21 protein-coding genes and 3 pseudogenes are annotated in these 25,705 nt (G+C 72.1%); 12 read left to right on the top strand and 12 right to left on the bottom strand.

Annotated elements, in window-relative coordinates; all coding sequences use genetic code 11:
* Positions 1-191 precede the first annotated feature (191 nt).
* Entirely contained in the window at positions 192-1,190 is a 999-nt protein-coding gene (ku, locus tag ENC19_RS07710) for a non-homologous end joining protein Ku (RefSeq protein WP_164446425.1), read from the bottom strand.
* An 85-nt stretch (positions 1,191-1,275) separates the two neighbouring features.
* Here ku and ligD (ENC19_RS07705) point away from each other — a divergent pair, with 85 nt between their 5' ends.
* Together ligD (ENC19_RS07705) and ligD (ENC19_RS07700) are read left to right on the top strand one after the other, a co-directional pair.
* Positions 1,276-2,217: a non-homologous end-joining DNA ligase gene (ligD, locus tag ENC19_RS07705; RefSeq protein ID WP_164446424.1), complete on the top strand. Its 942-nt coding sequence runs from the start codon at positions 1,276-1,278 to the stop codon at positions 2,215-2,217.
* Positions 2,207-3,118 (top strand): non-homologous end-joining DNA ligase, encoded by a 912-nt coding sequence (gene ligD, locus ENC19_RS07700; protein ID WP_164446423.1) that lies wholly within the window; start codon positions 2,207-2,209, stop codon positions 3,116-3,118. Before ligD (ENC19_RS07705) ends, ligD (ENC19_RS07700) begins: the two co-directional genes overlap by 11 nt.
* Before the next feature lie 15 nt (positions 3,119-3,133).
* Here ligD (ENC19_RS07700) and ENC19_RS07695 read toward each other — a convergent pair whose 3' ends face one another.
* Both ENC19_RS07695 and ENC19_RS07690 read right to left on the bottom strand, forming a co-directional pair.
* A complete protein-coding gene (locus ENC19_RS07695) occupies positions 3,134-4,270 on the bottom strand; it encodes a hypothetical protein (protein WP_164446422.1) in 1,137 nt (378 codons plus the stop codon).
* Between the two features lie 130 nt (positions 4,271-4,400).
* Positions 4,401-5,441 (bottom strand): hypothetical protein, encoded by a 1,041-nt coding sequence (locus ENC19_RS07690; RefSeq protein WP_164446421.1) that lies wholly within the window; start codon positions 5,439-5,441, stop codon positions 4,401-4,403.
* Positions 5,442-5,558: 117 nt separating this feature from the next.
* Here ENC19_RS07690 and ENC19_RS07685 point away from each other — a divergent pair, with 117 nt between their 5' ends.
* Positions 5,559-6,311, top strand: a complete 753-nt coding sequence (locus ENC19_RS07685; protein WP_164446420.1) for a TIGR03089 family protein — start codon at positions 5,559-5,561, stop codon at positions 6,309-6,311.
* Positions 6,312-6,349: 38 nt separating this feature from the next.
* Here ENC19_RS07685 and ENC19_RS07680 read toward each other — a convergent pair whose 3' ends face one another.
* Positions 6,350-8,029: a DNA repair helicase XPB gene (locus ENC19_RS07680; RefSeq protein WP_164446419.1), complete on the bottom strand. Its 1,680-nt coding sequence runs from the start codon at positions 8,027-8,029 to the stop codon at positions 6,350-6,352.
* 479 nt (positions 8,030-8,508) lie between these two features.
* On the opposite strand from ENC19_RS07680, the gene ENC19_RS07675 reads away from it, so the two are divergent.
* Positions 8,509-8,748, top strand: coding sequence for a hypothetical protein (locus ENC19_RS07675; protein ID WP_164446417.1), 240 nt, complete (start codon positions 8,509-8,511; stop codon positions 8,746-8,748).
* A 3-nt stretch (positions 8,749-8,751) separates the two neighbouring features.
* Here ENC19_RS07675 and ENC19_RS07670 read toward each other — a convergent pair whose 3' ends face one another.
* Positions 8,752-11,220, bottom strand: coding sequence for a helicase-associated domain-containing protein (locus tag ENC19_RS07670; RefSeq protein WP_164446416.1), 2,469 nt, complete (start codon positions 11,218-11,220; stop codon positions 8,752-8,754).
* A gap of 83 nt (positions 11,221-11,303) precedes the next feature.
* Between ENC19_RS07670 and ENC19_RS07665 the strand changes: the two genes are divergently transcribed.
* Positions 11,304-11,927, top strand: coding sequence for an HAD family hydrolase (locus tag ENC19_RS07665; protein WP_164446415.1), 624 nt, complete (start codon positions 11,304-11,306; stop codon positions 11,925-11,927).
* Between the two features lie 28 nt (positions 11,928-11,955).
* Complete coding sequence (locus tag ENC19_RS07660) at positions 11,956-12,342, top strand: cold-shock protein (protein ID WP_093404122.1); 387 nt, start codon at positions 11,956-11,958, stop codon at positions 12,340-12,342.
* On the opposite strand, the gene ENC19_RS07655 is transcribed toward ENC19_RS07660, so the two are convergent.
* The 3 genes and pseudogenes from ENC19_RS07655 to ENC19_RS07645 all read right to left on the bottom strand — a co-directional run bounded on the left by ENC19_RS07655 (position 12,303) and on the right by ENC19_RS07645 (position 15,576).
* The gene (locus ENC19_RS07655; protein ID WP_164446414.1) at positions 12,303-13,151 is read right to left on the bottom strand and encodes a 1,4-dihydroxy-6-naphthoate synthase; all 849 of its coding nucleotides are present in this window, start codon (positions 13,149-13,151) and stop codon (positions 12,303-12,305) included. The genes ENC19_RS07660 and ENC19_RS07655 overlap by 40 nt on opposite strands.
* Positions 13,152-13,298: 147 nt before the next feature.
* A pseudogene (locus ENC19_RS07650) lies at positions 13,299-13,948 on the bottom strand (futalosine hydrolase).
* Complete coding sequence (locus ENC19_RS07645) at positions 13,945-15,576, bottom strand: MFS transporter (protein ID WP_164446413.1); 1,632 nt, start codon at positions 15,574-15,576, stop codon at positions 13,945-13,947. Before ENC19_RS07645 ends, ENC19_RS07650 begins: the two are co-directional and overlap by 4 nt.
* 87 nt (positions 15,577-15,663) lie before the next feature.
* On the opposite strand from ENC19_RS07645, the gene ENC19_RS07640 reads away from it, so the two are divergent.
* On the top strand, positions 15,664-16,500 hold the full coding sequence (locus tag ENC19_RS07640; protein WP_164446411.1) for a DUF3027 domain-containing protein: 837 nt from the start codon (positions 15,664-15,666) through the stop codon (positions 16,498-16,500).
* A gap of 22 nt (positions 16,501-16,522) precedes the next feature.
* Here the strand turns inward: ENC19_RS07640 and ENC19_RS07635 are convergent, their stop codons facing one another.
* Positions 16,523-16,765: a DUF2530 domain-containing protein gene (locus ENC19_RS07635; protein ID WP_309246223.1), complete on the bottom strand. Its 243-nt coding sequence runs from the start codon at positions 16,763-16,765 to the stop codon at positions 16,523-16,525.
* An 89-nt stretch (positions 16,766-16,854) separates the two neighbouring features.
* Here ENC19_RS07635 and ENC19_RS07630 point away from each other — a divergent pair, with 89 nt between their 5' ends.
* The 5 genes and pseudogenes from ENC19_RS07630 (at position 16,855) to thpR (ending at position 21,539) form a co-directional block, all read left to right on the top strand.
* Complete coding sequence (locus ENC19_RS07630; protein ID WP_164446409.1) at positions 16,855-18,333, top strand: NCS2 family permease; 1,479 nt, start codon at positions 16,855-16,857, stop codon at positions 18,331-18,333.
* A 131-nt stretch (positions 18,334-18,464) separates the two neighbouring features.
* A complete protein-coding gene (locus ENC19_RS07625) occupies positions 18,465-18,914 on the top strand; it encodes a MarR family winged helix-turn-helix transcriptional regulator (protein ID WP_216592721.1) in 450 nt (149 codons plus the stop codon).
* A gap of 81 nt (positions 18,915-18,995) precedes the next feature.
* Positions 18,996-20,273 carry an MFS transporter gene (locus ENC19_RS07620; RefSeq protein WP_164446408.1) on the top strand — a complete coding sequence of 426 codons (1,278 nt, stop codon included), beginning with the start codon at positions 18,996-18,998 and terminating at the stop codon, positions 20,271-20,273.
* 140 nt (positions 20,274-20,413) lie between these two features.
* Positions 20,414-20,920 (top strand): hypothetical protein, encoded by a 507-nt coding sequence (locus ENC19_RS07615; protein WP_164446407.1) that lies wholly within the window; start codon positions 20,414-20,416, stop codon positions 20,918-20,920.
* A 17-nt stretch (positions 20,921-20,937) separates the two neighbouring features.
* A pseudogene (thpR, locus tag ENC19_RS07610) lies at positions 20,938-21,539 on the top strand (RNA 2',3'-cyclic phosphodiesterase).
* A gap of 35 nt (positions 21,540-21,574) precedes the next feature.
* Here thpR and sepH read toward each other — a convergent pair.
* The 3 genes and pseudogenes from sepH to ENC19_RS07595 all read right to left on the bottom strand — a co-directional run bounded on the left by sepH (position 21,575) and on the right by ENC19_RS07595 (position 25,553).
* Positions 21,575-22,655: pseudogene (gene sepH, locus ENC19_RS07605) on the bottom strand (septation protein SepH).
* Positions 22,656-22,953: 298 nt separating this feature from the next.
* A complete protein-coding gene (gene serC, locus ENC19_RS07600) occupies positions 22,954-24,081 on the bottom strand; it encodes a phosphoserine transaminase (RefSeq protein ID WP_164446405.1) in 1,128 nt (375 codons plus the stop codon).
* Positions 24,082-24,446: 365 nt separating this feature from the next.
* Complete coding sequence (locus ENC19_RS07595) at positions 24,447-25,553, bottom strand: citrate synthase 2 (RefSeq protein ID WP_164446404.1); 1,107 nt, start codon at positions 25,551-25,553, stop codon at positions 24,447-24,449.
* Between the last annotated feature and the right edge of the window lie 152 nt (positions 25,554-25,705).

Genomic DNA, 25,705 nt, shown 5'->3' with positions numbered 1-25,705 from the left:
CCTCGACTCCCTGCTGAGAGGTGTGGGGTGGGTCCGGCCACGGGCAGCCGTCGCCGACACACGGTACCTGGTGTCCGACGCACTTCCGACCATCGATGGCCCGCGCCGACCGGCACGGGCATGAGGATCATGGGGTCGGTGGTGGAGCCGAACCCGCCCAGAAAGGTACATTCAGGTGATCGAGGGCGCGGTCAGGCGGACTTGCGCGGGGTGGCCTTCTTGGTGGCTTTCTTCTCCGTGGTCTTCTTGGCCGGCGTTGCCTTCTTGGCGGTGGCCTTCTTCTCGGCGGTCTTCTTCGCGGGTGCCTTCTTGGCCGGTGCCTTGGCGGTCTTCTTCTCCGCCGCCTTCTTCTGCGCCGAACGTGCCGACGAGATGGGGGTCGGCTCGGCGCCACCACCGGCCGGTGCCTCGCCGCGAGCCGCCCGGGCCCGCTCCACGGACGCCTTCAACGCGGCCATCAGATCGACGGCGGCGGCCGGCGCCTCCTCGACCTCCTCCGGTTGGACCACCTCGCGGCCCTCCACCTTCGCGTCGATGACCTCCTGCAACGCCGCCCGGTAATCGTCGGTGAACTCGTCCGGGTGGAAGTCCCCGGCCATCGAGTCGATGAGCGAGGTGGCCATCGCCAACTCCGGTGGCCGGATCTTCAGGTCCTCGTCGAGGAAACCGAAGTCCGGCTTACGGATCTCGTCGGGCCAGAGCATCGTGTTCAGCAGCAGCACACCCTCGCGGACCCGCAGGGTGGCCAGCTGCTCCCGCTGGCGCAGCGCCACCTTGACGATCGCCACCCGCTCCGAGTCGGTCAACGCGTCCCGCAGCAGCAGGTACGGCTTGGTCGCGGTGCCCTCCGGCTCCAGGAAGTACGCCTTGTTGTAGAGGATCGGGTCGACCTGCTCGGCCGGCACGAACTCCAGCACGTCGATCGCGTGGGAGGTGCTCAACGGCAGGTCGGCGAAGTCGGAGTCGGTGAGGATGACCATCTCCCCGCCACCGATGTCGTAGCCCTTGGCGATGTCGTCGTAGCTGACCTCCTCGCCACAGACCTGGCAGGTGCGCTTGTACCGGATCCGTCCGCCGTCGGCCCGGTGCACCTGGTGGAACCGGATGTCCTTCTCCTCCGTCGCGGAATACAGCTTCACCGCGATCGAGACCAGGCCGAACGACACGGCTCCCTTCCAGATGGCACGCATGCTGCGCTCCCTTCCCCGGTATCGACCATGCTCGCATCACAGCGAACCGGACGCGAGGTGTTCGGCCTGCTACTACAGTCGGCCTGTGCCCGGCGCGCCGCTCAAGCCGATGCTCGCGATGACCGGGCAGCTTCCGGCCGGTCCCGACTGGGCGTACGAGTTCAAGTGGGACGGGGTACGCGCGCTTGCCGAAATCGCCGGCGGACGGCCACGCCTGTACGCCCGCTCCGGCGTGGAGATCACCACCGCCTATCCCGAGTTGATTCCGCTCGGCGAGCAGGTCGACGACGCACTGCTCGACGGCGAGGTGGTCCTGTTCGACCAGGCCGGACGACCCTCGTTCACCGCCCTGGCCGAGCGGATGCACGTGCGTAACGCCGCGAAGGCGGCCCGGCTGGCGGCAACCGTCCCGGTCACGTACATGATCTTCGACGTGTTGCGGTTGGCCGGGCAGGATCTCACCGGCTGGCCGTACGCCCGGCGGCGGGAGGCCCTCGACGGCCTGGCGCTCGGCGCGGCGCGGTGGGCGGTCCCACCGGTCTTCTCCGACGGCCCGGCCACCTACGAGGCGGCTGGCGAGCACGGCCTCGAAGGGGTGATGGCCAAGCGGGTCGAGTCGGTCTACCGGCCCGGGGTGCGCTCGCCGGACTGGGTGAAGGTCAAGCTGGAGGTGACCGGCGACTTCGTGGTCGGCGGCTGGCGGCCCGGCGCGCGGAAGATCGGCGGGCTGCTGGTCGGGGTGCCCGGTGCCGACGGCCGACTCGTCTACCGGGGCCGGGTCGGCGGTGGGATCGGTGCCGCCCTCGAACGGGAACTGCTGCGCGAGTTGGAGCCGCTGCGCACCACCGCCTCGCCGTTTCGCGGCGATGTGCCCCGCGAGGATGCCCGGGGCGCGATCTGGGTAACTCCCCGGCTGGTGGTGGAGGTCAAGTACGGCCAACGCACCCCGGACGGGCGCCTGCGGTTCCCCCGGATCCTGCGGATCCGCCCGGACAAACCGGCCGAGGAGGTCGACGATGCCAGCTGACCGGTTCCCGGTCGAGGTGCAGGGCCGCACGCTGGAGCTGTCCAACCTGGACAAGGTGCTCTATCCGACGGCCGGCTTCACCAAGGGCGAAGTGATCGACTACTACACCCGGATCGCCCCGGTGCTGCTGCCGCACCTGGCCGACCGGGCGCTGACCCGCATCCGCTACCCGAACGGCGTGACCGGTGGCTCGTTCTTCGAGAAGAACGCTCCGGCCGCCACCCCGTCCTGGGTACGCGTCGAGACGCTGCCCGCGCCGGGCTCCACCAAGGGTCGGGAGACCATCGACTACGTCGTCGCCGACGACCTGCCCACGTTGGTCTGGCTGGCCAACCTGGCCGCCCTGGAACTGCACACCCCGCAGTGGAAGGTCGGCGCACACCCGGACCTGATGGTGATCGACCTGGATCCGGGTGCTCCGGCGGCACTGGAGCAGTGCTGCCAGGTGGCCCTGACGCTGCGCGACCGACTGGCCGCCGACGGCATCGACTCCTACCCGAAGACCTCCGGTAAGAAGGGCATGCAGCTCTGCTGCCCGATTTCCGGCAGCCAGCCCGCCGACGACGTGTCGGCCTACGCCCGGCGCGTCGCCCAGGAACTCGAACGCGAACAGCCGAAGCTGGTGGTGTCGAAGATGGCGAAGAACCTGCGACCGGGCAAGGTCTTCATCGACTGGAGCCAGAACAACGCGGCGAAGACCACGGTGGCGCCGTACTCGCTGCGTGCCCAGCCCGTCCCGTCGGTGTCGACGCCGTTGACCTGGGACGAGGTTTCCGCCGGCGCGGCGGGCCGACGCCCGGCCACCAGACCCTACGCCGCCGGCGAGGTGCTGGACCGGATCGAGAAGCATGGCGACCTGCTCGCCCCGCTGCTCGACGGCGGCCCCGCACTACCCGAGTAGACCCACCGCCCCTGCTCACACGGCGGTGCCCCCGGGCCAGGTGGTGTAGGAGATCCGGGCGTTCAGGTTGGCCGGTACGCCGAGCCAGCCGTAGCAGTTCACCAGCACCACCGTGTTCGCCCCGGATCGCCCCCAGCCGGCGAGCACGCAGTGGCCGCGAGGCCGACTGCCGGGAAGTATGCCGAGGTGGGCGTTGACGAAGGCGGTGCCGAACGTGGTCCCGGTGCCGCTGAAGATCATCTGGTAACGGCCGGTGCCGAGCGGTGTGCCGCTGGCGCCGCCGTACCCGGGCAGCGTCGAGTTGTAGCTGTCGCCGCTGATGAACCCTCCGGTGATGTTGTCGCCATAGAGGGTTCCGCTGGCGAACCGTGGGCCCGCCGAGTGGCCGAGCAGGTCGACCCGGGAGCCGTAGGTGACCGCGAACCGCGCGTCGACGTCGTTACCGGCGGCGTTGGCGCATCGCACCTCCCGCCCGTCCGGCCAGTCGATCTGGCAGTTCACCGCGTTGCCGCCAAGCGCCGTGACGTGTGTCATCGGGAAGATCGGGGCACCCGACTCACTGGCCGGGTTGGGGTTCATGCGGAAGCGGTAGTGGCCGGTACCGAGCCGCTCATAGCTGATCGTTCCGCCCGTGGAGTCGTACCGCAGGCCGGCCGGGATGGTCCGCAGACCGACCGGCGTCGCCTGGTCCGTGGTGAACCAGGCCAACCGCCCCTGATGGATCTGCTGCCGGTTGGTGAACGTCGCCACGAACCGGCTGTCCACCGGTGCGCCGGTCGCCGCGAAGCACCGTACCTGGATCAGCAGGTGGTTGCCGCCCAGCAGGCTCCGGTACCAGCTGGCCACCGTGCAGTGCACCGGCCCGCCACCGTACGCCACCACGTGTGCGACGCCGGTGCTGGTCGCGGCGTGCTGCAACTCGACCGTGTACGCCCCGGTGCCGGTCCGCCGTACGACGATGTCACCTTCGGTGGAGGACCAGCTCCAGCCGTTGTCGACCGTGTACTCAGCCGCAGCCGGCTGGTTCGCCCACACGGTCGCGATGACCGCGCCGGTGGGTAGCGGATCAGCCGTCACGGCTGCCGGCGGGGCCAGCACCGCGCCCATCGCGAGCATCACCAGTCCGACCCGTAGCCGCGTCCATCGCCTCATGACCAGCCTCCCGCCCGACAGCATCCGACGTCGACATTGGACGCCCGCGCCACGAGTCTGGCAGCCTCCGGCAACGGTCAGAACGTGCCTGAGGAGGCTCGCCAGAGGCATGGCCTCCTCAGGCAGGCTCTCAGCCCGGGTAGGCCGGCACCGACTCGTGCCGCCGCAGTCGCGCGTACGCCCCGGTGAGCATGGCGATCGCGAGCAGGCTGACGATCACGTCGCTGATCAGGGCCTGGGTGGGTGACGCCGGTGAGTACGGGGGCACCAGGTAGGCCAGCACAGCCGCCCCGACCAGCGCACCGGCGGCACTGGCCAGCACCTGCCGCTGACCCCAGTCGGCGTGTCCCGACCAACGGGCCAGCATCCACACCAGCGCGGCGACGACAACTACCGACACGGCGACGCCGATCCAGCCGGAGAGCATGCTGACTCCCAGGTAGACGAGCAGCACCAGCAGGCCGGGACGGGCCGGGCGGGGGGCACCTGCCGCAGCCGGGATCGGTCGACGCCGCCAACGCGGCAGCGCGGCCAGCACGACCAGGGCGAGGACCACCGCCGCGGCCCCGACGAGTTGACCGGGGCTGGCCAGGAACCCCTTGCGTCCGCTGTCGTCGGCGAAGACGAGCAGGCTGCCCAGCAGGTAGAGCACGGCCACGACGACCAGGCCGGGCACCCGCAGCCACGGCCGCAGCCGGCGGGTCGGGGAGAGGTACGACTCGACGATGGCGATCGGCGCGCAGATGGTCAACGCGACATGGTTACCGACGAAGCTGATCGCCTGCTGCGCGCTGATGCCCAGCACCGGTACGCGGGTGCGGTCCGCCGCGCTCAGCTCCGCGAACTCGGTGTCGGCCAGGTAGTCCGGGTTGAACAGCGACTGGTCCACCAGGCCCGCCTGGAGCACCCCGAACCCCGCCGCCAGCAGGACGATCATCGGCCAGCCGCCGCCCGTACGCCGGGCCGCCTCCCGGATCAGCACCGCCGCGCCCCCGTACATCGGTGCCAGCACCACCACGACGCCCAGCATGTCGGTGCCGGCGAAGCCGCCCCACGAGCACTCGGCGGCCCAGGGGGCGAGGAACAGCAGCGCCACGACCGGGACGAGTCGCCGCAACATCGGCTGCCGGCCGCCGTCGAGAGCCGCCCGTTCTGCCCCGTGAGTGGTCATGCCCCTGACTCTCCCGTGACGCGGCGCCCTGCGCCAATGCCGTCAGTCATGTCTTCGCCGACCCGGCCGCGAGGGGGCGGCCTCGACAGGGCCGGGCGGCAGGAGTAGGACGTACCTATGCGCGCTGCCCTACCCGTACCGTCCGCCGCCGGTCTCGCCGATCCGGACCGGCCACTGCTCAGCTACCTCGACCACAGCAGCGGCGCGCGGCACGACCTGTCCGCCGCCGCGCTCGGTGACCTGGCGGCGCGGGCCGCCGGGCTGCTGCGCGACGGCTGCGGACTGACCCAGGGCAGCCGGGTGGCGGTGCTGCTGCCGCCGCACTGGCGTACCGCGGCCGTGTTGCTGGGTGCCTGGTCGGTCGGGATGGAGGTGTCGTTCCGGCCGCGCGCCACCGCCGGGCTGCCGGTGCTGGAGCCCGGCGGCGACCGGCCGTACGACGCAGTCCTGGTCACCCCGGAACGCCTGGACGACTGGCTGGAGGACGTGCCGGACGGGCTGCACCGGTATCTCGTCGGCACCGGGCCGCAGCCGCTCGTCGACGTGCCGGTCGGTTGGCTCGACTGGTCCGTGGAGGTGCTGCGGCACGGCGTCGCCCCGACCGACCGGCCCGTGCTGCACGCGCACGACGCGGCCAGTCCGGACGGCACCAGCTACGCCGAGTGGGGTTCGATCGCCAGGGCGGTGGCCGAGCAGCTCGACCTGCGGGCCGGTGACCGGCTGCTGGTCGACGTCGCCGAGCACGACCAGCCGCTCAAGTGGCTGCTCGCCCCGCTGGCAGCCGGAGCGTCCGTGCTGCTCTGCGCCAACCTCGACCCGTCCCGTCGGGACACGCTCATCGCCGCCGAACAGGTCACCCGGATCCTCTGAGGGACGGCCCCGATGCCGCGGATCTTGCCGGCGACCGGTCAGTCGACGGTGGGTAGGGGTGGGCCGAGGACGTCGTCGGCGTCGACGATGGTGTACGCGTACCCCTGCTCGGCGAGGAAGCGCTGCCGGTGGGCGGCGTACTCGGTGTCGATGGTGTCCCGGGAGACCACGGTGTAGAAGTGCGCCTGCCGGCCGTCGGCCTTCGGGCGCAGCACCCGGCCCAACCGTTGCGCCTCCTCCTGGCGGGAGCCGAACGTGCCGGACACCTGGATCGCCACCGCCGCCTCGGGCAGGTCGATGGAGAAGTTACCGACCTTGGAAATCACCAACGTGCGGATCTCCCCGGTGCGGAACGCGTCGAAGAGGCGCTCGCGCTCCCTGTTCGTGGTCGAGCCCTGCACGATCGGGGCGTCGAGATACTCGCCCAACTGGTGCAACTGGTCGATGTACGCGCCGATGACAAGCGTCTGCTCGTCCGGATGCCGGTCGAGCAGGGCGCGTACCACCGGCAGCTTGGTGCGGGCGGTGGCGGCCATCCGGTAGCGCTCCTCCGCCTCCGCCGTCGCGTACGCCATCCGCTCGGCGTCGGTCAGGGTGACCCGGACCTCGACACACTCGGCGGGGGCGATCCAGCCCTGCGACTCGATGTCCTTCCAGGGCGCGTCGTACCGCTTCGGGCCGATCAGGCTGAACACGTCGCCCTCCCGGCCGTCCTCGCGTACCAGGGTGGCGGTCAGGCCCAGCCGGCGGCGGGCCTGGAGGTCCGCGGTGAAGCGGAAGATCGGCGCGGGCAGCAGGTGCACCTCGTCGTAGACGACCAGGCCCCAGTCGCGGGCACCGAACAGGTCCAGGTGGGTGAAGGCGCCGCCGCGCCGCGAGGTGAGCACCTGGTACGTGGCGATGGTGACCGGGCGGATCTCCTTGCGCTCGCCCGAGTACTCGCCGATCTCCTCCTCGGTCAGCGAGGTGCGGGCGATCAGCTCCCGCTTCCACTGCCGGCCGGCGACCGTGTTGGTGACCAGGATCAGCGTGGTGGCCTTCGCCTCGGCCATCGCCGCCGCACCCACAAGCGTCTTGCCGGCCCCGCAGGGCAGCACCACCACACCCGACCCGCCGGCCCAGAACGCCTCGACCGCCTCCCGCTGGTACGACCGCAGCGTCCACGGCCGGCCACCGTCCTTGCCGGCCTCGGCCAGCTCGATCGGGTGCGCCTCGCCGTCGACGTACCCGGCGAGGTCCTCCGCCGGCCAGCCGAGCTTGAGCAGGGCCTGCTTCAGCCGCCCCCGCTCGGACGGGTGCACCGCGATGGTGTCGTCGTCGATGCGGTTGCCGAGCATTCCGGCCAGCTTCTTGCTCTTGGCCACCTCGACCAGCACCACCCGGTCCAGGGCGCGCAGGACGAGGCCGTGCGCCGGGTCGTTGGCGAGCTGGAGCCGCCCGTACCGGTCCATCGTCTCGGCCACGTCCACCAGCAGCGCGTGCGGCACCGGGTACCGCGAATATTTGATCAGGGCGTCCACCACGCCCTCGGCGTCGTGGCCGGCGGCGCGGGCGTTCCACAACCCGAGCGGCGTCAGCCGGTACGTGTGCACGTGCTCGGGCGAGCGTTCCAACTCGGCGAAGGGAGCGATGGCCATCCGGCAGGCCTGTGCGTCGGGATGGTCGATCTCCAACAGGAGGGTCTTGTCCGACTGCACGATAAGCGGTCCACCACTCACGCCGAATCCTCTCGTCCGTACGGCTGATCCGGCCGCCGGGGCAGGCGGCTGACCTGCCACTGGGCGACCATCCAGTGTTGCACGCGCGGGCGGGTGGCGAGAAAGTGCTCAGCTGGCGCAACCCTGCGGGTGCCCCGGCGCGTCTAGCAGTAGGGGACGAGTTGTCGAGGTCGTCGGCCCACCGGGTCGCGTGACGGGCCACCGTACGCCCTCGCGGTCGTCAAGCCGGTCGGTGCCGGTGCGCAGCGCGTTCGATCCACGGCCGGACGGGCCAGGAAAGCGGGGGCCGTTCCCGTCGCAGTGGAAGCCAACGGGGGCGAGCGGCGCGCCCGGGCCGCACCGGCGCCCCGTCCGCACCGTTTGCCCACCGGGCACCGCAGGGTACGAGCCGAGTCGGATCGTCACCCGATGGTGCTGGCCGACAGCCGCCAAGGGTGACACCCTTGACTGCGAGGGCCGGACCGTACGGGGGAGGGCAGATGACCGTTGACCAGGAAGTTGTCCCCAAACGCGAGCAGGCAGAGTCGTCCGAACCCGTCTCCACCGCCACGGTGGTCGCGTACGCGATCGTCGGCGTCGTCCTGTTCGGCTGGTTCCTCTTCGGCTGGCTGGTGCTCCAGCAGGGCTTCATCGACTCGGTCGGTGAGGCTGCCGGGACAGGCTTCGCCCTGCTGCTGATCGTGGCGATCGTCGGGTCGGTGCGGCGCAGCCGCCGCTGAACCTCACTTCTCCAGCACCGCCGCAGTGATCCGGTGCAGCGCGAAGGTGTGCAACATCTCGGTGCGTTCGTCCTCGGCACGCAGGTAGCCCGCGCCCAGCGAGACGGGGCGCACCAGCCGCGAGGCGGTTGCCCCGTGCGCGTCGACGTAGCCGACCCAGACCAGCGCCTTGTCACGTACCGCCTGCTGAAGCACGGCCAGGGCGTCGTGGTGACTGTGCGCGGGAACCGGCCCGTCGGACGCCGCGCCCCGCACCACCGCCGGGGCCCTTCGGGCCGCCCGAGCCACCGCGTCACCCCGCCGGATCTGCTCCACCACGCCGAGCAGACGGGGCAGCGGCAGGTGCGGGGTGGCGAGTGGGTCGAGCGTCCGGTTCCCCACCGACACCCGGGCGGGTGCCCGGCGGGCCCTCGGTCGGGTGAGCACCGTCGACCCGGTGGCATCCTCGGCCACCGGGGCGTAGCCGGCCTCCCGCAGCACGCTGAGCAGGCGGCCGCCCTGGTACGGGGTCACCAGCACGGTAGGCGCGAGCCGGCGCAGGGCCAGAGCCTCCACCCGCCGGTCGGCGAGCACCTCGGCCAGCAACGCCTCGTCGTCGCTGCGCAGGTACGCCCCGGCGGAGCCGATGCGCAGCCCACCGTGCTTGCGGGCCGCGTCGTCGACCAGGTAGGTCAACCCCTGCGGTACCGGAGTTCGGGACCGGCGGCGGAACAGGTCGTGCAGGTCGTCAGCGGAGTAGCCGGCGTCCAGGGCACGTCGCACACTGCTCGTGGTGATCCGGTGCACGCTCGCTCCACCGGCCGACTCCGGCTCGGCGACCACCTCCAGTTCGGCGGCGAGCGCCGGCTCGGGCGGCCCGGGCACCACCACGGTCAGGTCGGCCTGGACCAGGAAGTGGTCCACCGGGGCGGGTAGCAGCGTGTCCAGGGCCCGGATCGCGCCGCCGCCGTCCTCGGCGTCAGCAAGCAACCCCAGCGGGTCGTCCGTGGCGCCGTGCTCGTTCGCCGTCGCCTCGGCCAGCAACAGTCGTCCGTACGAGGTGAGCGCCCCCAACCCGGTCACGCCCAGCGTGGCCGCCTCGGCAAGCACCTCCCGATGCGTGTTCTCCCGGCCCCGGCTGCGTCGCGGCGCCTGCCAGTCCAGCAGCGCCAGCACCTCCTCGACGCTGGGCGCGCTGGCCGGTTCCAGATCCGCGAGGATGCCGAGCACCGCCCGCCGGGCGGCCGGCGCTCCGGCCCGTTCCGCCTCCGCCGACAGCACCGTGATCGGCCGGTCCCGGTCGTCCCGCTGCCCGACCAGCCCGACCTGCCGGGTCATGGTCAGCCAGGCCCGGGCCAGCTGCTCCCAGCGTTGGGCCAACGAAGCGGCCCGCCACATCTCGTAGCCGGCGGTCGGCAGCACCTGCTGGTCGGCGCCGTACCGGCCGGCGACGCCGGGCAACTCCATCTCACCGGTGAGCCCGGCCGCGTACGCCACCTCCAGCAGCAGCGCGGCGGTGGACTCGTCCGACCCGGTGGCCCGCGCCAGCCGGCGCAGGTCACGCACGCCGATGCCGCCGGAGCGCAGCACCGGCGCCGGCTCGGCGGCCAGCTGCTCCAGCAGCGCCTCGGTGTGGCGTACCACCTCCATGGTCTGCCCCGCCCCGGCGGAGTCGGCGGCCTTCGGCTCGCGGGGCGTGGCAGCCACCTGGGGTGGGCTGCTGGACAGCGGACCCAGCGGACCGGTCTCGCGGCGCAGCAGCAGCCCGATCTCCCGGGGCAGCTCGACCATGCCGGTGGTGCCACCCTTGCCGCCGGAGACCCGCACCAGCAGCCGGTGGTCGACCAGCCAGCGCACCGGGGACCCGGTCGGTGCCCCGCCGTTGGTGTCGTCCGGCGGCAGGTCGTCGTCCGCGCCGACCGCCGGTGCCTGCAACGCGCCGGGCGGCACGCTGCCGACCGGTGGGCCGGCGGCCAGCCGGTCCAGGATCGCCCGGGCCGACGGCGGCGCGGACAGCAGCGTCCGCCGCAGCTTCGCCGGGTCCGCGCAGAGCGCGGCCGTGCGCGGGTCCAGCTCCGCCGCCGGCCGACCGAGCCCGGCGGGATACGGGGAGATCTCGTCGATGCCACCGACGAGATGCAGGGCGCTGTCGGGGCCGTACAGCAGGAACCTGGCCCGCAGCCGGTCGACGGCGGCGCGGACCGCGGTGGGTGCGGGTGGGTTGGGGCCGGTGGTGGCCAGGGCGAGAACCCCGTCGACCGAGGTGGTGCCGTCGGCCGGGTCACGGGTCAACCTGGCGGCGTCCATGATCTGGAGCGTGAACTGGTCCAGCCCGTCGAGTGCCCGCGACACCGAGACGCGGGACTGTGCCCGCAGGGCGAGGGCGGCCACGTCGGCGGGGACCGGTACGACGAGGTCAGGCCGGAGCTGAAGGAGCGCGGCGAGGGACTCGTCGGGCAGCGACCGCAGGTGGTCGGCGAGTGAGGTGCTCATCGTCGTTCCACGCTAGCCCGGTGAGGGGCGGTCTCGCCCATCGGACGTCCCGGCCGGTCTGACTGGCCGGGTAGCTTTCCAGGATGCCTTCGTTGACCGTCGGATTCGATCTCGACATGACGCTCGTCGACTCGCGTCCCGGCATCGCCGCGACCTACCGCGCGCTGACCGAGCGGACAGGCGTCCCCGTCGACGCCGACGCCGCCGTGTCCCGGCTCGGCCCGCCGCTGCGTACCGAGATCGCCCGCTGGTTCCCGCCGGACCAGGTCGAGGCGGCGGTGGACGTCTACCGCGAGCTGTATCCGGCGTACGCGATCACGCCGACCGTGCCGCTGCCCGGCGCCGTGGCGGCGCTCGCCGCGGTTCGTGACCGGGGCGGCCGGGTGTTGGTGGTCACGTCCAAGATCGGTCGGCTGGCCCGGCTGCACCTGGACCACCTGGGGCTGGCCGTGGACGAGCTGGCCGGTGACCTGTTCGCCGAGGAGAAGGCGACCGCGTTGCGGGCGCACGGGGCGACCCACTACGTCGGTGACCACGTGGCGGACATGGTGGCCGCCAGTGCGGCCGGGGTGCCCGGCATCGCGGTGGCCACCGGCCCGTGTACGGCGGACGAACTACGCGCCGCCGGGGCGGCGGTGGTGCTGGCGGATCTCACCGGATTCCCGGCGGCGCTCGACGGGATGATCCGGCTAGCCTTGAGGCAGTAGACGGTTCAAGCGAAGCAGAGGTTCTCAGGTGCCTACGGGTCGAGTGAAGTGGTATGACGCGGCCAAGGGATACGGGTTCGTCACCAGTGACGAGGGTGGCGACGTGTTCCTGCCGAAGGGCGCGCTACCGGCGGGTGTCACCGATCTCAAGGGCGGCCAGCGGGTCGACTTCAGCGTGGTGGACAGCCGGCGGGGTGCGCAGGCGATGGGGGTGAAGCTCCTGGACGCGCCGCCGTCCGTGGCGGAGCTGCGCCGACGTCCCGCCGAGGAGCTGCACGGCCTGGTCGAGGACATGATCAAGGTACTGGAGGCGAAGGTCCAGCCGGATCTGCGCCGGGGCCGCTTCCCGGACCGTCGGACCGCGCAGAAGATCGCTCAGCTCGTCCACGCGGTCGCCCGCGAGCTGGAGGTCTGAGGCACGAGCCCGGCGTCGGCGGCCCGGCCGAGCAGCGCCTCGACGGCAGCGAAACCCGCCTCACCCAGGTCCGCGGTGAACTCGTTGACGTAGAGGCCGATGTGCCGGTCCACCACGTCGGGCTCCATCTCCTGGGCGTGCGCCAGCACGTACGCCCGGCTGGCCGCCGGATCGGCCCAGGCCCGTCGAACGGAGTCCCGGATCCAGCCCGCGGCCTGCTGCGGATCGACCACGCCCCGGCGGGCCAGGATGGCGCCGAGCGGAATCGGCAGCCCGGTGTCGGACTCCCACCACTCGCCCAGGTCGACCAGGGCGGTGAGGCCGTGTCGCGGATAGGTGAACCGGGCCTCGTGGATCACCAGTCCGGCGTCGTAGCGGCCGGCGGCCACGCCCGGCATGATCTCGTGGAACGGCACCACCTCGATCCGCTGCGGCGTCCGCCCGGCCGACCACAGCCTGAACAGCAGGTACGCCGTGGTCCGGTCACCCGGCACCGCCACCGTGGCGCCGGTGAGATCGTCGCGGTCCGGGCCGCCGTCACGGTCGGCGCGGGTGAGCACCAGCGGGCCACAGCCCCGGCCCAACGCACCCCCACAGGGCAGCAGGTGGTAGTCCTCCCGCAGCCACGGCAGCGCCGCGTAACTCACCTTCACCAGGTCGAAGGCGCCGCGCTCGGCGGCCGTGTTGGTGACGTCGACGTCGGCGTACGTCACCTCCACCGGCGGCGCGCCGGGCACCTGCCCGTGCACCAGGGCATGGAAGACGAACGTGTCGTTGGGGCAGGGCGAGATCGCCAGCGAGAGCGCCACACCCCCACCGTAGCCCCGCCGACCCGCTGCAAGCGCTGTAGCGCCCCCACCCAAGATCCGGGCAACTTCCCGGATGCTGCTGCCTGAACTCGGCCAGAATCAGCAATATCGCTGAAGTTGCGCGGATCTTGGGATGGGGTTGGCGGGTCAGCGTAGGGCGGGGGCGGCGGCGGTGAGGGCGGTGAGGGCATCGCGCATCCGCCACGCGTCGCGGTCGCGGGGGCCGATCGGGTTCGAGATGGTACGTAGCTCGGCGAAGGGCACGCCGGCCTGGCTGGCGGCGACCGCCACGCCGTACCCCTCCATGGCCTCGGCCACCGCCTCCGGATGGCGGCGGACCAGCTCGTCGGTGCTGGCCGCGGTGCCGGTCACGGTGCTGACGGTCAGCACCGGTCCGACGGTCGCGGCCGGCAGCGCCTTGCGCAGGGCGGTCAACAGCTCCGGATCTGCGTCGAGGGCCGGCCCGCCGCCGAGCAGTTCGGCCGGCATGCCGAGTTCGTCGATCGGCACGAAGCCGTCGGGTGACTCCGCGCCCAGGTCGGCGGCGACGGCCTGGCTGCCGAGCACGGTGCCACCGACCGCGACCCGGCCGGCGAAGCCGCCGGCCACCCCGCGCTGACCACTGCCCGGTACGGGCGGCCAGCCATCTCGGCGAGCGCCAGCAACCGGGCGGTCGCCGCACCAGCGACCGCCGGACCCACCCCGACCGGCAGCACCGCCACGGTCGGGTCGGCGAGACCGGCCTGGATGGCCTCCGCCTCGGCGGGCACGGCGGTCACCACGAGCAGACCGCTCACGCGAGCGAACCCGGTGAGCTACGCCGCGTCTCGTCGTCGCCACCACCGGAACCGGTGACGGTCGAGGAGGGCCGGTAGATGTGGAAGCCGGGGGGTGCCAGTCCCGGCTCCTCCGGACCACGCCCGCCCTGGAAGGGGGCCGGGGACGTGGGGGTGGACTCAGAGCCGCGTTCCGTCTCGGCGCCGTCCGCCTCAGCGGTGTCCGTTGCGGCTGGCTTCTCGGCGGCCAGCTCGTCGTCGGTGAGTGGCCGTCCGTGCAGCTTCTCGGCCCGCAACCGCCGGGCCATCACCAGGCCCCGGGCGGCGGCGAGGGCTCCGACACCGGCGGCGACGGCGATGCCGATCCGGCCGTTGAAGGGTACGAGTCCGAGACCGCCACCGGCGACGAAGGCGAGCATCAGCACCGTCTCGGAATGGGCGAAGGAACTGGCCCGCAGCCGCTCCGGGATGCGTTCCTGGATCGAGGCGTCCACGGCCAGCTTGGCGATGCCGCTCATCATGGCGGTGACCACGCAGAGCAGGGCGACCATCGGCAGCGAGAAGCTCAGCACGGTGAGCACGGCCACCCCGGCGACGATCACCATGCCGCTGGACTGGAGGGCGGCCGGACGGTGGATGCGCAGCCGGGTACCGATCGCGGTGGCCAGGAAGGTGCCGACGGCCAGCGCGCCGCCGACCAGGCCGAGTGATCCCTCGTCCCCCAGGTCACGCCCGAACACCACGGTGGTCAGGTCACCCGCCTTGATGGTGAAGGCCAGGAAGAGCAGCAGGAAACCGTAGACCGCGCGCAGCGTGGCCGCGCCGACCAGGGTCGAGATGACCAATCGTCCGGCGGGTCTGCCCCGGCCCAGTGGTCGCTCGTCCGTGCCCCGCCGCAGCGCCCGCAGCGGCCGCGGTACCCGTTCCGGTGGTTCGGAGTCGGCCTTCGGTGGCAGCCGGAGGGAGATCACCATGCCGACCAGGAAGATCACCGAGGCGACCCGTAACGGCCACTGCGGTCCGAACCAGAAGGCGGCGAGGCCGATCGGGGCGACCAGCGCTCCCGCGACCGTGCCGTAGACGCTGGCCCGGGCACCCACCTGAGACAGGCCGAGCCCTTCCGGCAGCAAGCGGGGTACGGCCGCGGAACGGGCCACTCCGTACGCCCGGGAGAGCGCCAGCACGCCGAAGGCCGCCGGATAGAGCCCGAAACCGTGGATGTAGTCGGAGATCAGCCAGGCCAGGAACGCCCGACCCAGCATGGTGGTGGCCAGGGCGTATCGCCGGCCGTGCCGGAAGTGGTCGAGCAGCGGGCCGACCACGGGAGCGAGCATCGCGAAGGGCACCATGGTCACCAGCAGGTAGAGCGCCACCTTGCTCCGCGCCTCGCCGAGCGGCACGTTGAAGAAGATCGTCCCGGCCAGCCCGATGGCGATCAGCGTGTCACCGGCGCAGGAGATCGCGTGCAGGTCGAACAGGCGGACCATGCCGGTCTCCCCACCGGCACCCCGGGCCCGGGCCCGGGCGGCACTGCGGGTCATCCAGCGACCGCTGGTCAGTGAACCGCGCAGCATCAGCCGGGTGGCGCGGATGCCGGTGCCGACGGTCCGCCCGAGGAGGGACCGCTCAGAGCGGGAGAACAGCGGCATGGCACCCATCCTGACCCATCGGCGCGGGCGATGCTGCGCCACCGGCGGAGAACACCTCTGGGGAGTGCCTCACAGTCGACCCACCCGATGGGGAACAATGGTCGGGTGACCAGGCCCGCCTCCGCCCGCGCCGCTCGTCTTGACCAGGTCTGCGCCGCCGCCGTCGAGGTGGCGCGCGCCGGCATCACCGAGGTGGGCCCCGACGACGTCGGCGATCACCTCCAGGTCGTCGCCGAAGGCGATCGACTCGTCACGCACTATTTCGAGTGCCGGCTGGCCGGTTACCGCGGCTGGCGGTGGGCGGTCACCGTGACGCGGGCTCCGCGCAGTCGTACCGTGACGCTCTGTGAGACGGTGCTGCTGCCCGGGTCGGACGCGCTGCTCGCCCCCGGCTGGCTGCCCTGGCAGGAGCGACTCAAGCCCGGTGACCTGGGCCCCGGCGACCTGCTGCCGACCCCGTCCGACGACGAGCGACTTCAACCCGGCTACCTCCTCTCCGACGACCCGGCGGTCGAGGAGACCGCCTGGGAGCTGGGGCTCGGCCGTCCCCGGGTGATGTCGCGGGAGGGGCGGATCGAGACGGCCCAGCGCTGGTACGACGGTGATCACGGTCCCTCGGCGCCGATCTCCGCCTCCGCGCCGCCCGCCGCCCGCTGCGGCACCTGCGGCTTCTACCTGCCACTCGCGGGCAAGCTGCGGCAGTGCTTCGGCGTCTGCGGCAACTTTTACGCGCCGGACGACGGCCGGGTGGTCAGCGCCGACCACGGCTGTGGTGCCCACTCGGAGACGCTTGTCGAGGCGGAGACGGCGGTCGACGAGATGCCCACCGTCTACGACGACAGTGCCGTGGAGCCGATGGCGGTCAGCCGGGCCGCCGGGTCCGTCGAGAGTGGCGAGCCGGCGGAGCCGTACGGGCACTCCTGACCCGTGGCCGGTCGCCGACGGCTCAACCGGCGGCGCGACGGCGGCGGCGGTTGGCGTCGTGTCGCATCATCACCGCGAGACCGGGAAAGCCCCACAGGAACCCGGCCAGGCAGATCCAGAGCCAGTTCTCGTGGCCAGCGGCGACCAGCCGGTCGCGCAAGAGCAGCAGCACCAGTCCGGCGACGGCCCAGGCCGCCATCCCGGCGAGGGCGAACGGCACCATCGGCGGGTCGAGCGGCTCGGGGCGGGGCGGCGGGGTGGGCACCCGGTCAGCGTACGTGACCCTGCTTTGCGTCAGGCCGGCCATCTGCGACGATGCGCGCGACAACCCGATGATCCGCTGTGAGGTTCCTGATGGCAGTAGCGCCGCCCGACAACGGCACCCCACCCGATTCCCGCCAGCCGCGCAACGGCTTCGACCGGTACTTCGAGATCTCGGCCCGTGGCTCCACCCTGAGCCGGGAGGTACGCGGCGGCCTGGCCACCTTCTTCACGATGGCGTACATCGTGGTGCTCAACCCGCTCATCCTGGGCAGTGCCGTCGACGGTGACGGCAACACCCTGCCGATCCCCGCGATCGCGGCGGCCACCGCCCTGATCGCGGGTCTGATGACCATCCTGATGGGCGTGGTCGGCCGCTTCCCGCTGGCGGTCGCCGCCGGCCTCGGCGTCAACGCCCTGGTGGCGTACGAGATCGCGCCCGAGATGACCTGGGCGGACGCGATGGGCCTGGTGGTGATCGAAGGTGTGATCATCGCGGTGCTGGTGCTGACCGGGCTGCGTACCGCCGTGTTCCGTTCGGTGCCGACCCAGATGAAGACCGCGATCGGCGTCGGCATCGGCCTGTTCCTCACCATCATCGGCCTGGTGGACGCCGGCTTCGTCCGGCGAATCCCGGACGAGGCGAACACCACCGTGCCGGTCGGTCTCGGCATCGGCGGCAAACTCGTCAGCTGGCCGATGCTGGTCTTCGTGGTGGGCCTGCTGGTGACCCTGGTGCTCGTGGTACGCCGGGTCAAGGGGGCCATCCTGGTCGGCATCCTCGCCTCCACGGCGCTGGCCATGCTGGTGGAGGCGGTGGGTGACATCGGTCCGTCCTTCGTCGACGGGGCGCCGAACCCGAAGGGCTGGTCGCTGAACGTTCCGACGCTGCCGAGTAACCCGTTCGACGTGCCGGACCTGTCGCTGCTCGGGCAGTTCAACGTGCTGGACTCGTGGGGGCGGGCCGGTTGGTTGGTCGTGCTGATGTTCATCTTCACGCTGCTCATCACCGACTTCTTCGACACGATGGGCACGATGGTGGCCGTCGGTCAGGAAGGCGGCATGCTCGACGAGCAGGGAACTCCGCCGCGTACCCGGGAGATCCTGCTCGTCGACTCGATCGCGGCGGCCAGCGGTGGTGCGGCAAGCGTCTCCAGCAACACGTCGTACATCGAGAGTGCCGCAGGTGTCGCGGAGGGCGCCCGGACCGGGGTGGCGAACCTGGTCACCGGCGTGCTCTTCCTGCTGGCCATGTTCCTGGCGCCGCTGGTGGTGGTCGTCCCGTTCGAAGCGGCGTCCGTCGCGCTGGTGGTGGTCGGCTTCCTGATGATGACGGCGGTCCGGACGATCGACTGGTCCGACTACGAGATCGCCATCCCGGCCTTCCTCACCATCGTGCTGATGCCGTTCACCTACTCGATCTCGAACGGGATCGGCGCGGGCCTGATCGTGTACGTGGTGATCAAACTGGCCAAGGGCAAGTCCCGGGAGATCCATCCGCTGCTGTACGCGGTGGCGGCGCTGTTCGTGGTGTACTTCCTGCGCGGTCCGATCGAGACGCTGCTCTTCTGACAGGCGCCGGGCCGGGCGCGTGTGATCCGCCTGACGTGATCGCCGCGCCCGGCCCGGAGCAGGAGAAACGTCGGGGTGAGCATGGTCATATCCGCTGCGGCTCGGTCAGCTAATTAGTTAGGCTAACTATCGTGACGGAGCGGACGGTGACGGCTCAGAGCATGCCACCGGCGCAACTGGCCCTCCAGTTGCGTGATGCGATCACCCGGTTGAACCGGCGGGTCCGCCAGGCCCGGCCGGTTGGTGACCTCACGGTCACCCAACTGTCCGCGCTCACCAGCCTTCGGCTGGCGGGCGCGCTCACGCCGCGGGAACTCGCCGACGTCGAACGGGTGCAGCCACCGACGATGACGAAGATCGTCGCGAAGCTGGAGGAGCGCGGCCTGGTGCAGCGCACCCCGCATCCGACCGACGGCCGGCAGGTCATCCTCGCGACGACCGAGGGGGGCCGGGCCGTGCTCGACCAGTTCGAGCGGGTCCGGGACGAGTGGCTGGCCCGCCGGCTGGCCGAGCTGAGTGACACCGATCGGGAGACCCTGCACCGGGCCGCGGAGATCCTGCAACGAATCTCCCGCGCCTGACGCCGCGCACACCGGGTGTGCGCCCCGCGCCGTGCCGTCCGTCGTTGACGACGCGTACGACCGCGAGGAGGCGCACCAAGAGTGCAGGCAAGACTGAGCACGATGTTCCAGTCCCTACAGGTCCGCAACTACCGGCTCTTCGCATTCGGGCAACTGGTCAAGCTGATCGGTGTCTGGATGATGTTCATCGCCCAGGACTGGCTGGTCCTCGAGCTCTCCGGCGACTCGGCCACCGCCCTCGGCGTGGTCGTCGCCCTCCAGTTCACGCCCGTGCTGCTGCTCACCCTGCTCTCCGGGCGGCTCGCCGACCGGTACGACAAGCGGATGCTCCTCTTCGTCGCCAACGCGTTCTGGACCGTGCTGTCGCTGGCCATGAGCGTGCTGGTGCTGACCGACCTGGTCCAGCTCTGGCACGTCTTCGTCTTCGCCGCCCTGCTCGGCGTCGCCAACGCGATGGAGACCCCGGTACGCCAGGCGTTCGTCTCCGAGCTGGTCGGCACGGCGCTGCTGCCCAACGCGCTCTCCCTCAACGCGGCCGTGTTCAACTCGGCCCGGATCGTCGGTCCGGCCGTGGCCGGCCTGGCCATCGCCGCCTTCGACGTCGGTCCGGTCTTCCTCGTCACCGCGCTCAGCTCGATCGCGCCGCTGGTCACGGTGATCCGGATGCGGTCGACCGAACTGCACCGGGAGCCGCTGCCGGCGCGTGGCGAGCGGGCCGCGGCGACCGTGCTCGACGGGCTGCGCTACGTCGCCCGCCGTCCCGACCTGCTGCTCCCGATGGTGGTGATGTCGGTGATCGGGATGTCGCTGTTCAACTTCCAGCTGACACTGGCGGCTCTGGCCAAGACGGTCTTCAACACCGGGGCGGCCTCGTTCGGCCTGTTCAGCACCACGCTCGCGGCCGGCGCGCTGGTCGGTGCGCTGGCCGGAACCGGGCGGCGCAGCCGCCCCTCGGTGTGGCTGGTGCTGGGCGCCGCGATCGGCTGCGCCACCTTCGGCACGCTCGTCGGGCTGGCCCCGGCGTACTGGATGGTGGTCGCCCTGTTGCCGCCGACCGGCTTCTTCATGGTCTATTTCGCCCAGGCGGCGAATCAGCGGGTGCAACTCGGCACCGACGCCGCCTTCCGCGGACGGGTGATGGCGCTGTGGGTGCTGGTGTTCCTCGGCACCAACCCGGTCGGCGCCCCGATCATCGGCTGGGTCGCGGAGACCTTCGGCGCCGGTGCCAGCATCTGGGCCGGTGGCCTGCTCTCGCTGACCACCGCGCTGCTGGCGCTGGCCTGGCAGCTACGCCGGGCCGGTGCCCGACTGCGGTTCCGCGTCCTGCCGCTGCCGCGCTTCTACGTCACCGAGATGTGACGAGTTCCTATGGCCGGCCGCGCCCGCTGCCCGGTCGGTCCAACACTGGGATGTCACCGGCGGTTGGACAGCGCATCGCCGCACGCGCGGAATGCGGAAATTCGGTTACCTGACGCTGTGCCACGGCATAGCTTCGATGGGTGGAGATCCTACGCCTACTGTTGCTGGCCGTGGCGCTGGCCGCCGTGGTCTTCGTGCCGGTGCTGATCGCGCTCGTCATCTGCGCCGACGAGGTCGTCGACCGGTTGACCTGCCGGTACGGCGAGTGGCGGCAGCGGCGCCGCGAACGACGTCTGATCGCCCGGCTGAACGAGGCCGCCGACGCCGTCGCGGTCGCCGACCGGATCGACCTCGGCGCGCTCGACCGGCTGGACCGGCGGCCGCTGGAACAGATCGCCGCCGACCTGCGGTGCCTGCGCCGGGACCGGGCCGGCGGCAGCAGACCGGCCGTGTGGCACAGTGAGGTGCTCGACGCGTACGACGATCGGCTCCGGCTGGCCTGCCGGGCGTTGGGCATCACCGAGCATCTCGCCGAGTTGACCGGCCTGGACCGCCAGATCGAGCGGGTACGGGTCGAGGCCGAGTTGGACGCCGCCGGCCTACTGCTGCCGGCCACCCGCCCCGAGCAACCCGAGCGGAACCACTGACTGCCATCCTGTGACAGGTGCGGCTCTTCATCGCGATCTACCCACCGGCCGAGGCCATCGCGCACCTGAGCACCCGGTTGGCCGGGTTACGCCTGGCGGCGGCCTCGGCCGCCGGCACGAACGTCCGGCTGGTCGACCCGACGAAGGCCCATCTCACGCTCGCCTTCGTCGGCGAGGTCGATCCCGCGCGACTGGCCGAGTTGCGGCAGGTCCTCTCACGCACCGTGGCGGCTGCTCGCGGCGGTGCCGCGGCGCAGGCGCCCGGCGGGTGTGACGGCTCGCCGGTGCTGCGGCTGGGCGGCGGTGGTCGATTCGGCTGGGGCCGAAGCACGGTGCTCTGGGTCGACGTACGCGGCGATGTCGCCCGCCTGGGAGCGCTGGCCGGCGCCGTACGCGCCGGACTGACCGCGGCCGGGTTCCCGGCGACGAGAAGCCGTTCCGACCGCACCTGACCATCGCCCGTCCGGGTGACCGGGTGCCGCACGCCGACATCGAGGCGGACCTGGCCGCACTCGACAGCTACCTCGGCCCGCCCTGGCCGGCCAGGGAACTGATGCTTGTGCAGAGCCGGCCCGGGCCCTCGTCGAGCTACCACCAACTCGCCACCTGGCCCCTCTGAGATCCGTCAGGGGCTACGGGCACAGGGCCCGCGGGTCAGGAGGACTCGCGGGCCGCAGGGCCGGTGCCGAAGAGGACGTCGTCCCAGCTGGGCAGCCGCTTGCGCGGCTTGCCGCCGGCCTCGCCGGACTCGGTGGCACCAGCGGCCGGCGCGTTGGTCCGGCGCGGACGCAGCACCGCCAACGAGGGCACGGCCGGCACCTCCTTGGGCGCGTCCGCGTCGTCGTCGAACGCCGAGCCCTGACCGCCACCGAGCAGCGCCGCGGCGCCCCGCCAACCGCCCGCTGGCGTTGCGTGTCCGGACCGCCCGCGAGCGCGGCCGGTGTGCGCGGTTCGAGCCCACGGCCCGTGGTCGAACCGAGTGGCCGGTCGAGGAGGCGAGCAGCGCGTCGCGGCCGGCGCGGATCGGGTCACGACCCGCGCGACCCGACTCGGCGGGCGAGGGCAGCCCGTGTCCACCGCGACTCGGCTCGCCACGCGACGGGCCGGGCAGGGCGTGGCCGCCCCGCTCCGGTGCCGGCTCCTGGCCCAGGATCGGCGTCGGGCGCTCGGCGCACAGGTATTGCGCCATGTCGTCGTGCGGGGCGACCGACTGCCGGGTCTTGTCCAGATCCCAGACCGCCTGGGCGGTGGCCTTGCCGGACGGCCAGGTCGCGACGATCCGCCAGGTGCCGTCGTCGCGACGCCAGGCGTCCCAGGAGATCTTCTCGGTGTCGATCCCGTGTTGGGCGAGCCGACCGTTGACCACCTCGGCCAGCGGCGTCGGTTTCTCGGCACCCTTGAGCCGGGTGCGCCGGGCGTGCTGGGCGAGCATCGCGCGCTCCTGGAGCACCGGCCCGGCGTAGCGGAGCACCCGATCGACAGGGACGCCGGCGATCCGGGCGACGTCCTCAGCGGACTCACCGGAGCGGATCCGGGCCTGGATGTCCCGAGGAGACAGCGAAGGCACCGGGTCGGCGGCGGCCGGTGCCACCGCGAGCGTGGGCGTACCCGGCTCGGCGTGCAGCGCTCCGGCGATACGCTCGTCCAACGGCAGGGCGAGCAGCCGCCCGACCTCGTCGGCGAGCACCAGGGCCTGGCCGTCCTCGGAGAGGGCGACGAAGCGTACTGGGCGCATCGCGTTGCCTCCGTCCCGCTTCGCTGGCCGTACGCCACGAGCCGGCCACCCGGGGCGTTGCGCTCCACGGTACGCCCATCCGTCCCCGGGCGGGAGACGCCACGCCCGGACAAGCGGCGGATCCGCCTGCTCCGCCGCTGTGTGACGGGTCAGCCGTCGACGGCGGACAGTGCCGTGGTACCCGGTCCGAAGTGGTGCCGGGAGCAGGCGTGTGCCGGAGGCCTACCGAGGCTTCCCACGGCGCGGGCCCGGCACCCCGATCGGGTGCCGGGCCCGTGACGAGACCGGGTCGGCGGTCCTACAGCCGCTCGACGACGTAGTCGATGGACGCGGTGAGCGCCTCGACGTCGGCCGGCTCGACAGCCGGGAAGAGCGCCACCCGCAGCTGGTTGCGGCCCAGCTTGCGGTACGGCTCGGTGTCGACGATGCCGTTGGCGCGCAGCGCCTTGGCGATCGCCCCGGCATCCACCCCGTCGGCGAAGTCGATGGTGGCGACCACGTTGGAGCGCAGTGCCGGGTCGGTGACGAACGGCGTGGCGACGGACGAGCGCTCGGCCCAGCCGTACACGATCGCGGCGCTCTCGGCGGTGCGCTTGGCCGCCCAGGCCAGACCACCCTGGGAGTTCATCCAGTCGGTCTGCTCCGCAGCCAGGAAGATGGTCGCCAGCGCCGGAGTGTTGTAGGTCTGCTCCAGCCGCGAGTTGTCGATCGCGGTGACCAGGTCGAGGAACGCCGGAATGTACCGCCCCGAGGCCTTGACCTCGGCGGCCCGCTCAAGCGCGGCCGGTGACATCAGGGCCAGCCAGAGCCCGCCGTCGGAGCCGAAGCACTTCTGCGGGGCGAAGTAGTACACGTCGGTCTCGCCCACGTTGACCTCCAGCCCACCGGCACCGGAGGTGGCGTCGACCAGCAGCAGGGAGCCGGGGTCCGCGCCGGCCACCCGGCCGATCGGCACCGCCACGCCGGTCGAGGTCTCGTTGTGCGGGGTGGCGTAGACGTCCACGCCCGCCTCGGCGACCAGGGCCGGGGCGCTGCCCGCGTCGGACTTGCGGACCGTCGGCTCACCGAGGAACGGCGCGTCCTTGACGGCCTTGGCGAACTTGGCACCGAACTCGCCGAAGCTGGCGAACTGCGCGCGGTCGCGGATCAGGCCGAACGCGGCGACCTCCCAGAAGGCGGTGGTGCCACCGTTGCCGATGATCACCTCGTAGCCCCCGGGGAGGGAGAAGAACTGGGCGATGCCGGAGCGCAACCGGGCCACCTGGTCGCGGACGGTCTTCTGCCGGTGCGAGGTGCCCAGGTAGCTGGTGGTCACCTCGGCGAGCGCGGAGACCGCCGCCGGACGGACCTTGGACGGCCCGCAGCCGAATCGGCCGTCGGCGGGCTTGATCTCGTCGGGAATCCGGATGGTCGGTGCGTCAGCCACGGTGTTCAAGATCCTTCCGCATGGGTCGGGGCCCGGGTGAGCAGAATGGGCGTGGACCGACGGCGGACGCGTGCGCGGTCGCACGGCGTTGCCGGGTCGGAGCCCGTCCGGCAGCGCTGCCGGACTTCATCCTCCCACCCGTCGCCGCCGGTCCGGGCGCTGGTCCCACCCTGAACGCTGAGGCGTCCGCCACAGCCCGTCGCCCAAGGCCCGTCGCCCAAGGCCCGTCGCCCACGGCCTGTCGGCGCCCGCCTGCGGACCGTCCTTCCCGTCGGCCGACCGGCCGTTACCGGCGGCCTGCCGAGGCCCCGAACAGTCGGACAGGGCCCCTCCACCATCCGGCGGAGAGGCCCTGTCGCGGCAGATCAGACGTCGTGCGGGACGGCGTCCCAACCGTCGACCTCGTGCGGCTTGCGGGTGCCGGGGCCGACGTAGCGGGCCGAGGGACGGACCAGCCGCTGGAGCTTCTTCTGCTCCAGGATGTGCGCACTCCAACCGCCCATCCGGGCGCAGGTGAACATGGAGGTGAACATGTGCGCCGGTACCTCGGCGAAGTCGAGCACCACGGCGGACCAGAACTCGACATTCGTGGCGAGCACCCGGTCCGGCCGGCGGGCCTGCAACTCGGCGAGGGCCGCCTTCTCCAGGGCCTCGGCGACCTCGAAGCGCGGGGCACCCAGCTCCCGGGCGGTGCGGCGGAGCACCCGGGCGCGTGGATCCTCGGCCCGGTAGACCCGGTGGCCGAAGCCCATCAGCCGCTCGCCCCGGTCGAGCACGCCCTTGACGTAGCCCTCCGCGTCGCCGCTGCGCTCGACCGCCTCCAGCATGGTCAGCACCCGCGACGGCGCACCGCCGTGCAACGGGCCGGAGAGCGCGCCGATGCCCGAGGAGATGCAGGCGGCGGCGTCGGCCCCGGTGGAGGCGACGATCCGGGCGGTGAAGGTGGAGGCGTTCAGGCCGTGCTCGGCGGCCGAGATGAAGTAGGCGTCGACGGCCTTGACGTGCCGGGGGTCGGGCTCCCCGCGCCACCGCTTCATGAAGCGCTCGACGACCGTCTCCGCCTTGTCGATCTCCTTCTGCGGGACCGCCGGCAGGCCGAGGCCGCGAGCCGACTGGGCGACGAAGGAGAGTGCGGTGACCGAAACCCGGGCGAGGTCCTCGCGGGCCTGCTCGTCGGAGATGTCCAGCATCTGCTGCAAACCCCAGTAGGGGGCGAGCATGGCGACGGCGGACTGCACGTCGACCCGGATGTCGCCGGAGTGCACCGGCACCGGGAACGGCTCGGCCGGCGGCAGGCCCGGGCCGAAGCGGCCGTCGACAAGCAGCGCCCAGACGTTGCCGAAGGAGACCTGGCCGATCAGGTCCTCGATGTCGACCCCGCGATAGCGCAGCGCACCGCCCTCGCGGTCGGGCTCGGCGATCTCGGTTTCGAAGGCTACGACGCCCTCAAGTCCGGGTTTGAAGTCGGCCATCTCACTACTCCTGGTGTGTGGTCGGTGCGCCCGCCCGGGCTCGGTGCCCCGGCCCCGGCCGGGTGAGCGCCTTAGGCGACCCTCAGGGATGTGTTCGTGACATCTTGCCTGCTGGGGACCGGGTGCGCGAGACGCTGTCAATGTGCTGCTGG

The sequence above is a fragment of the Verrucosispora sioxanthis genome (assembly GCF_010560025.1).
GTDB classification, from domain to species: Bacteria; Actinomycetota; Actinomycetes; order Mycobacteriales; family Micromonosporaceae; genus Micromonospora; species Micromonospora palythoicola.
The sequence above is the reverse complement of the archived record's forward strand: the minus strand, read 5'-3'. Positions and strand labels throughout refer to the sequence as shown.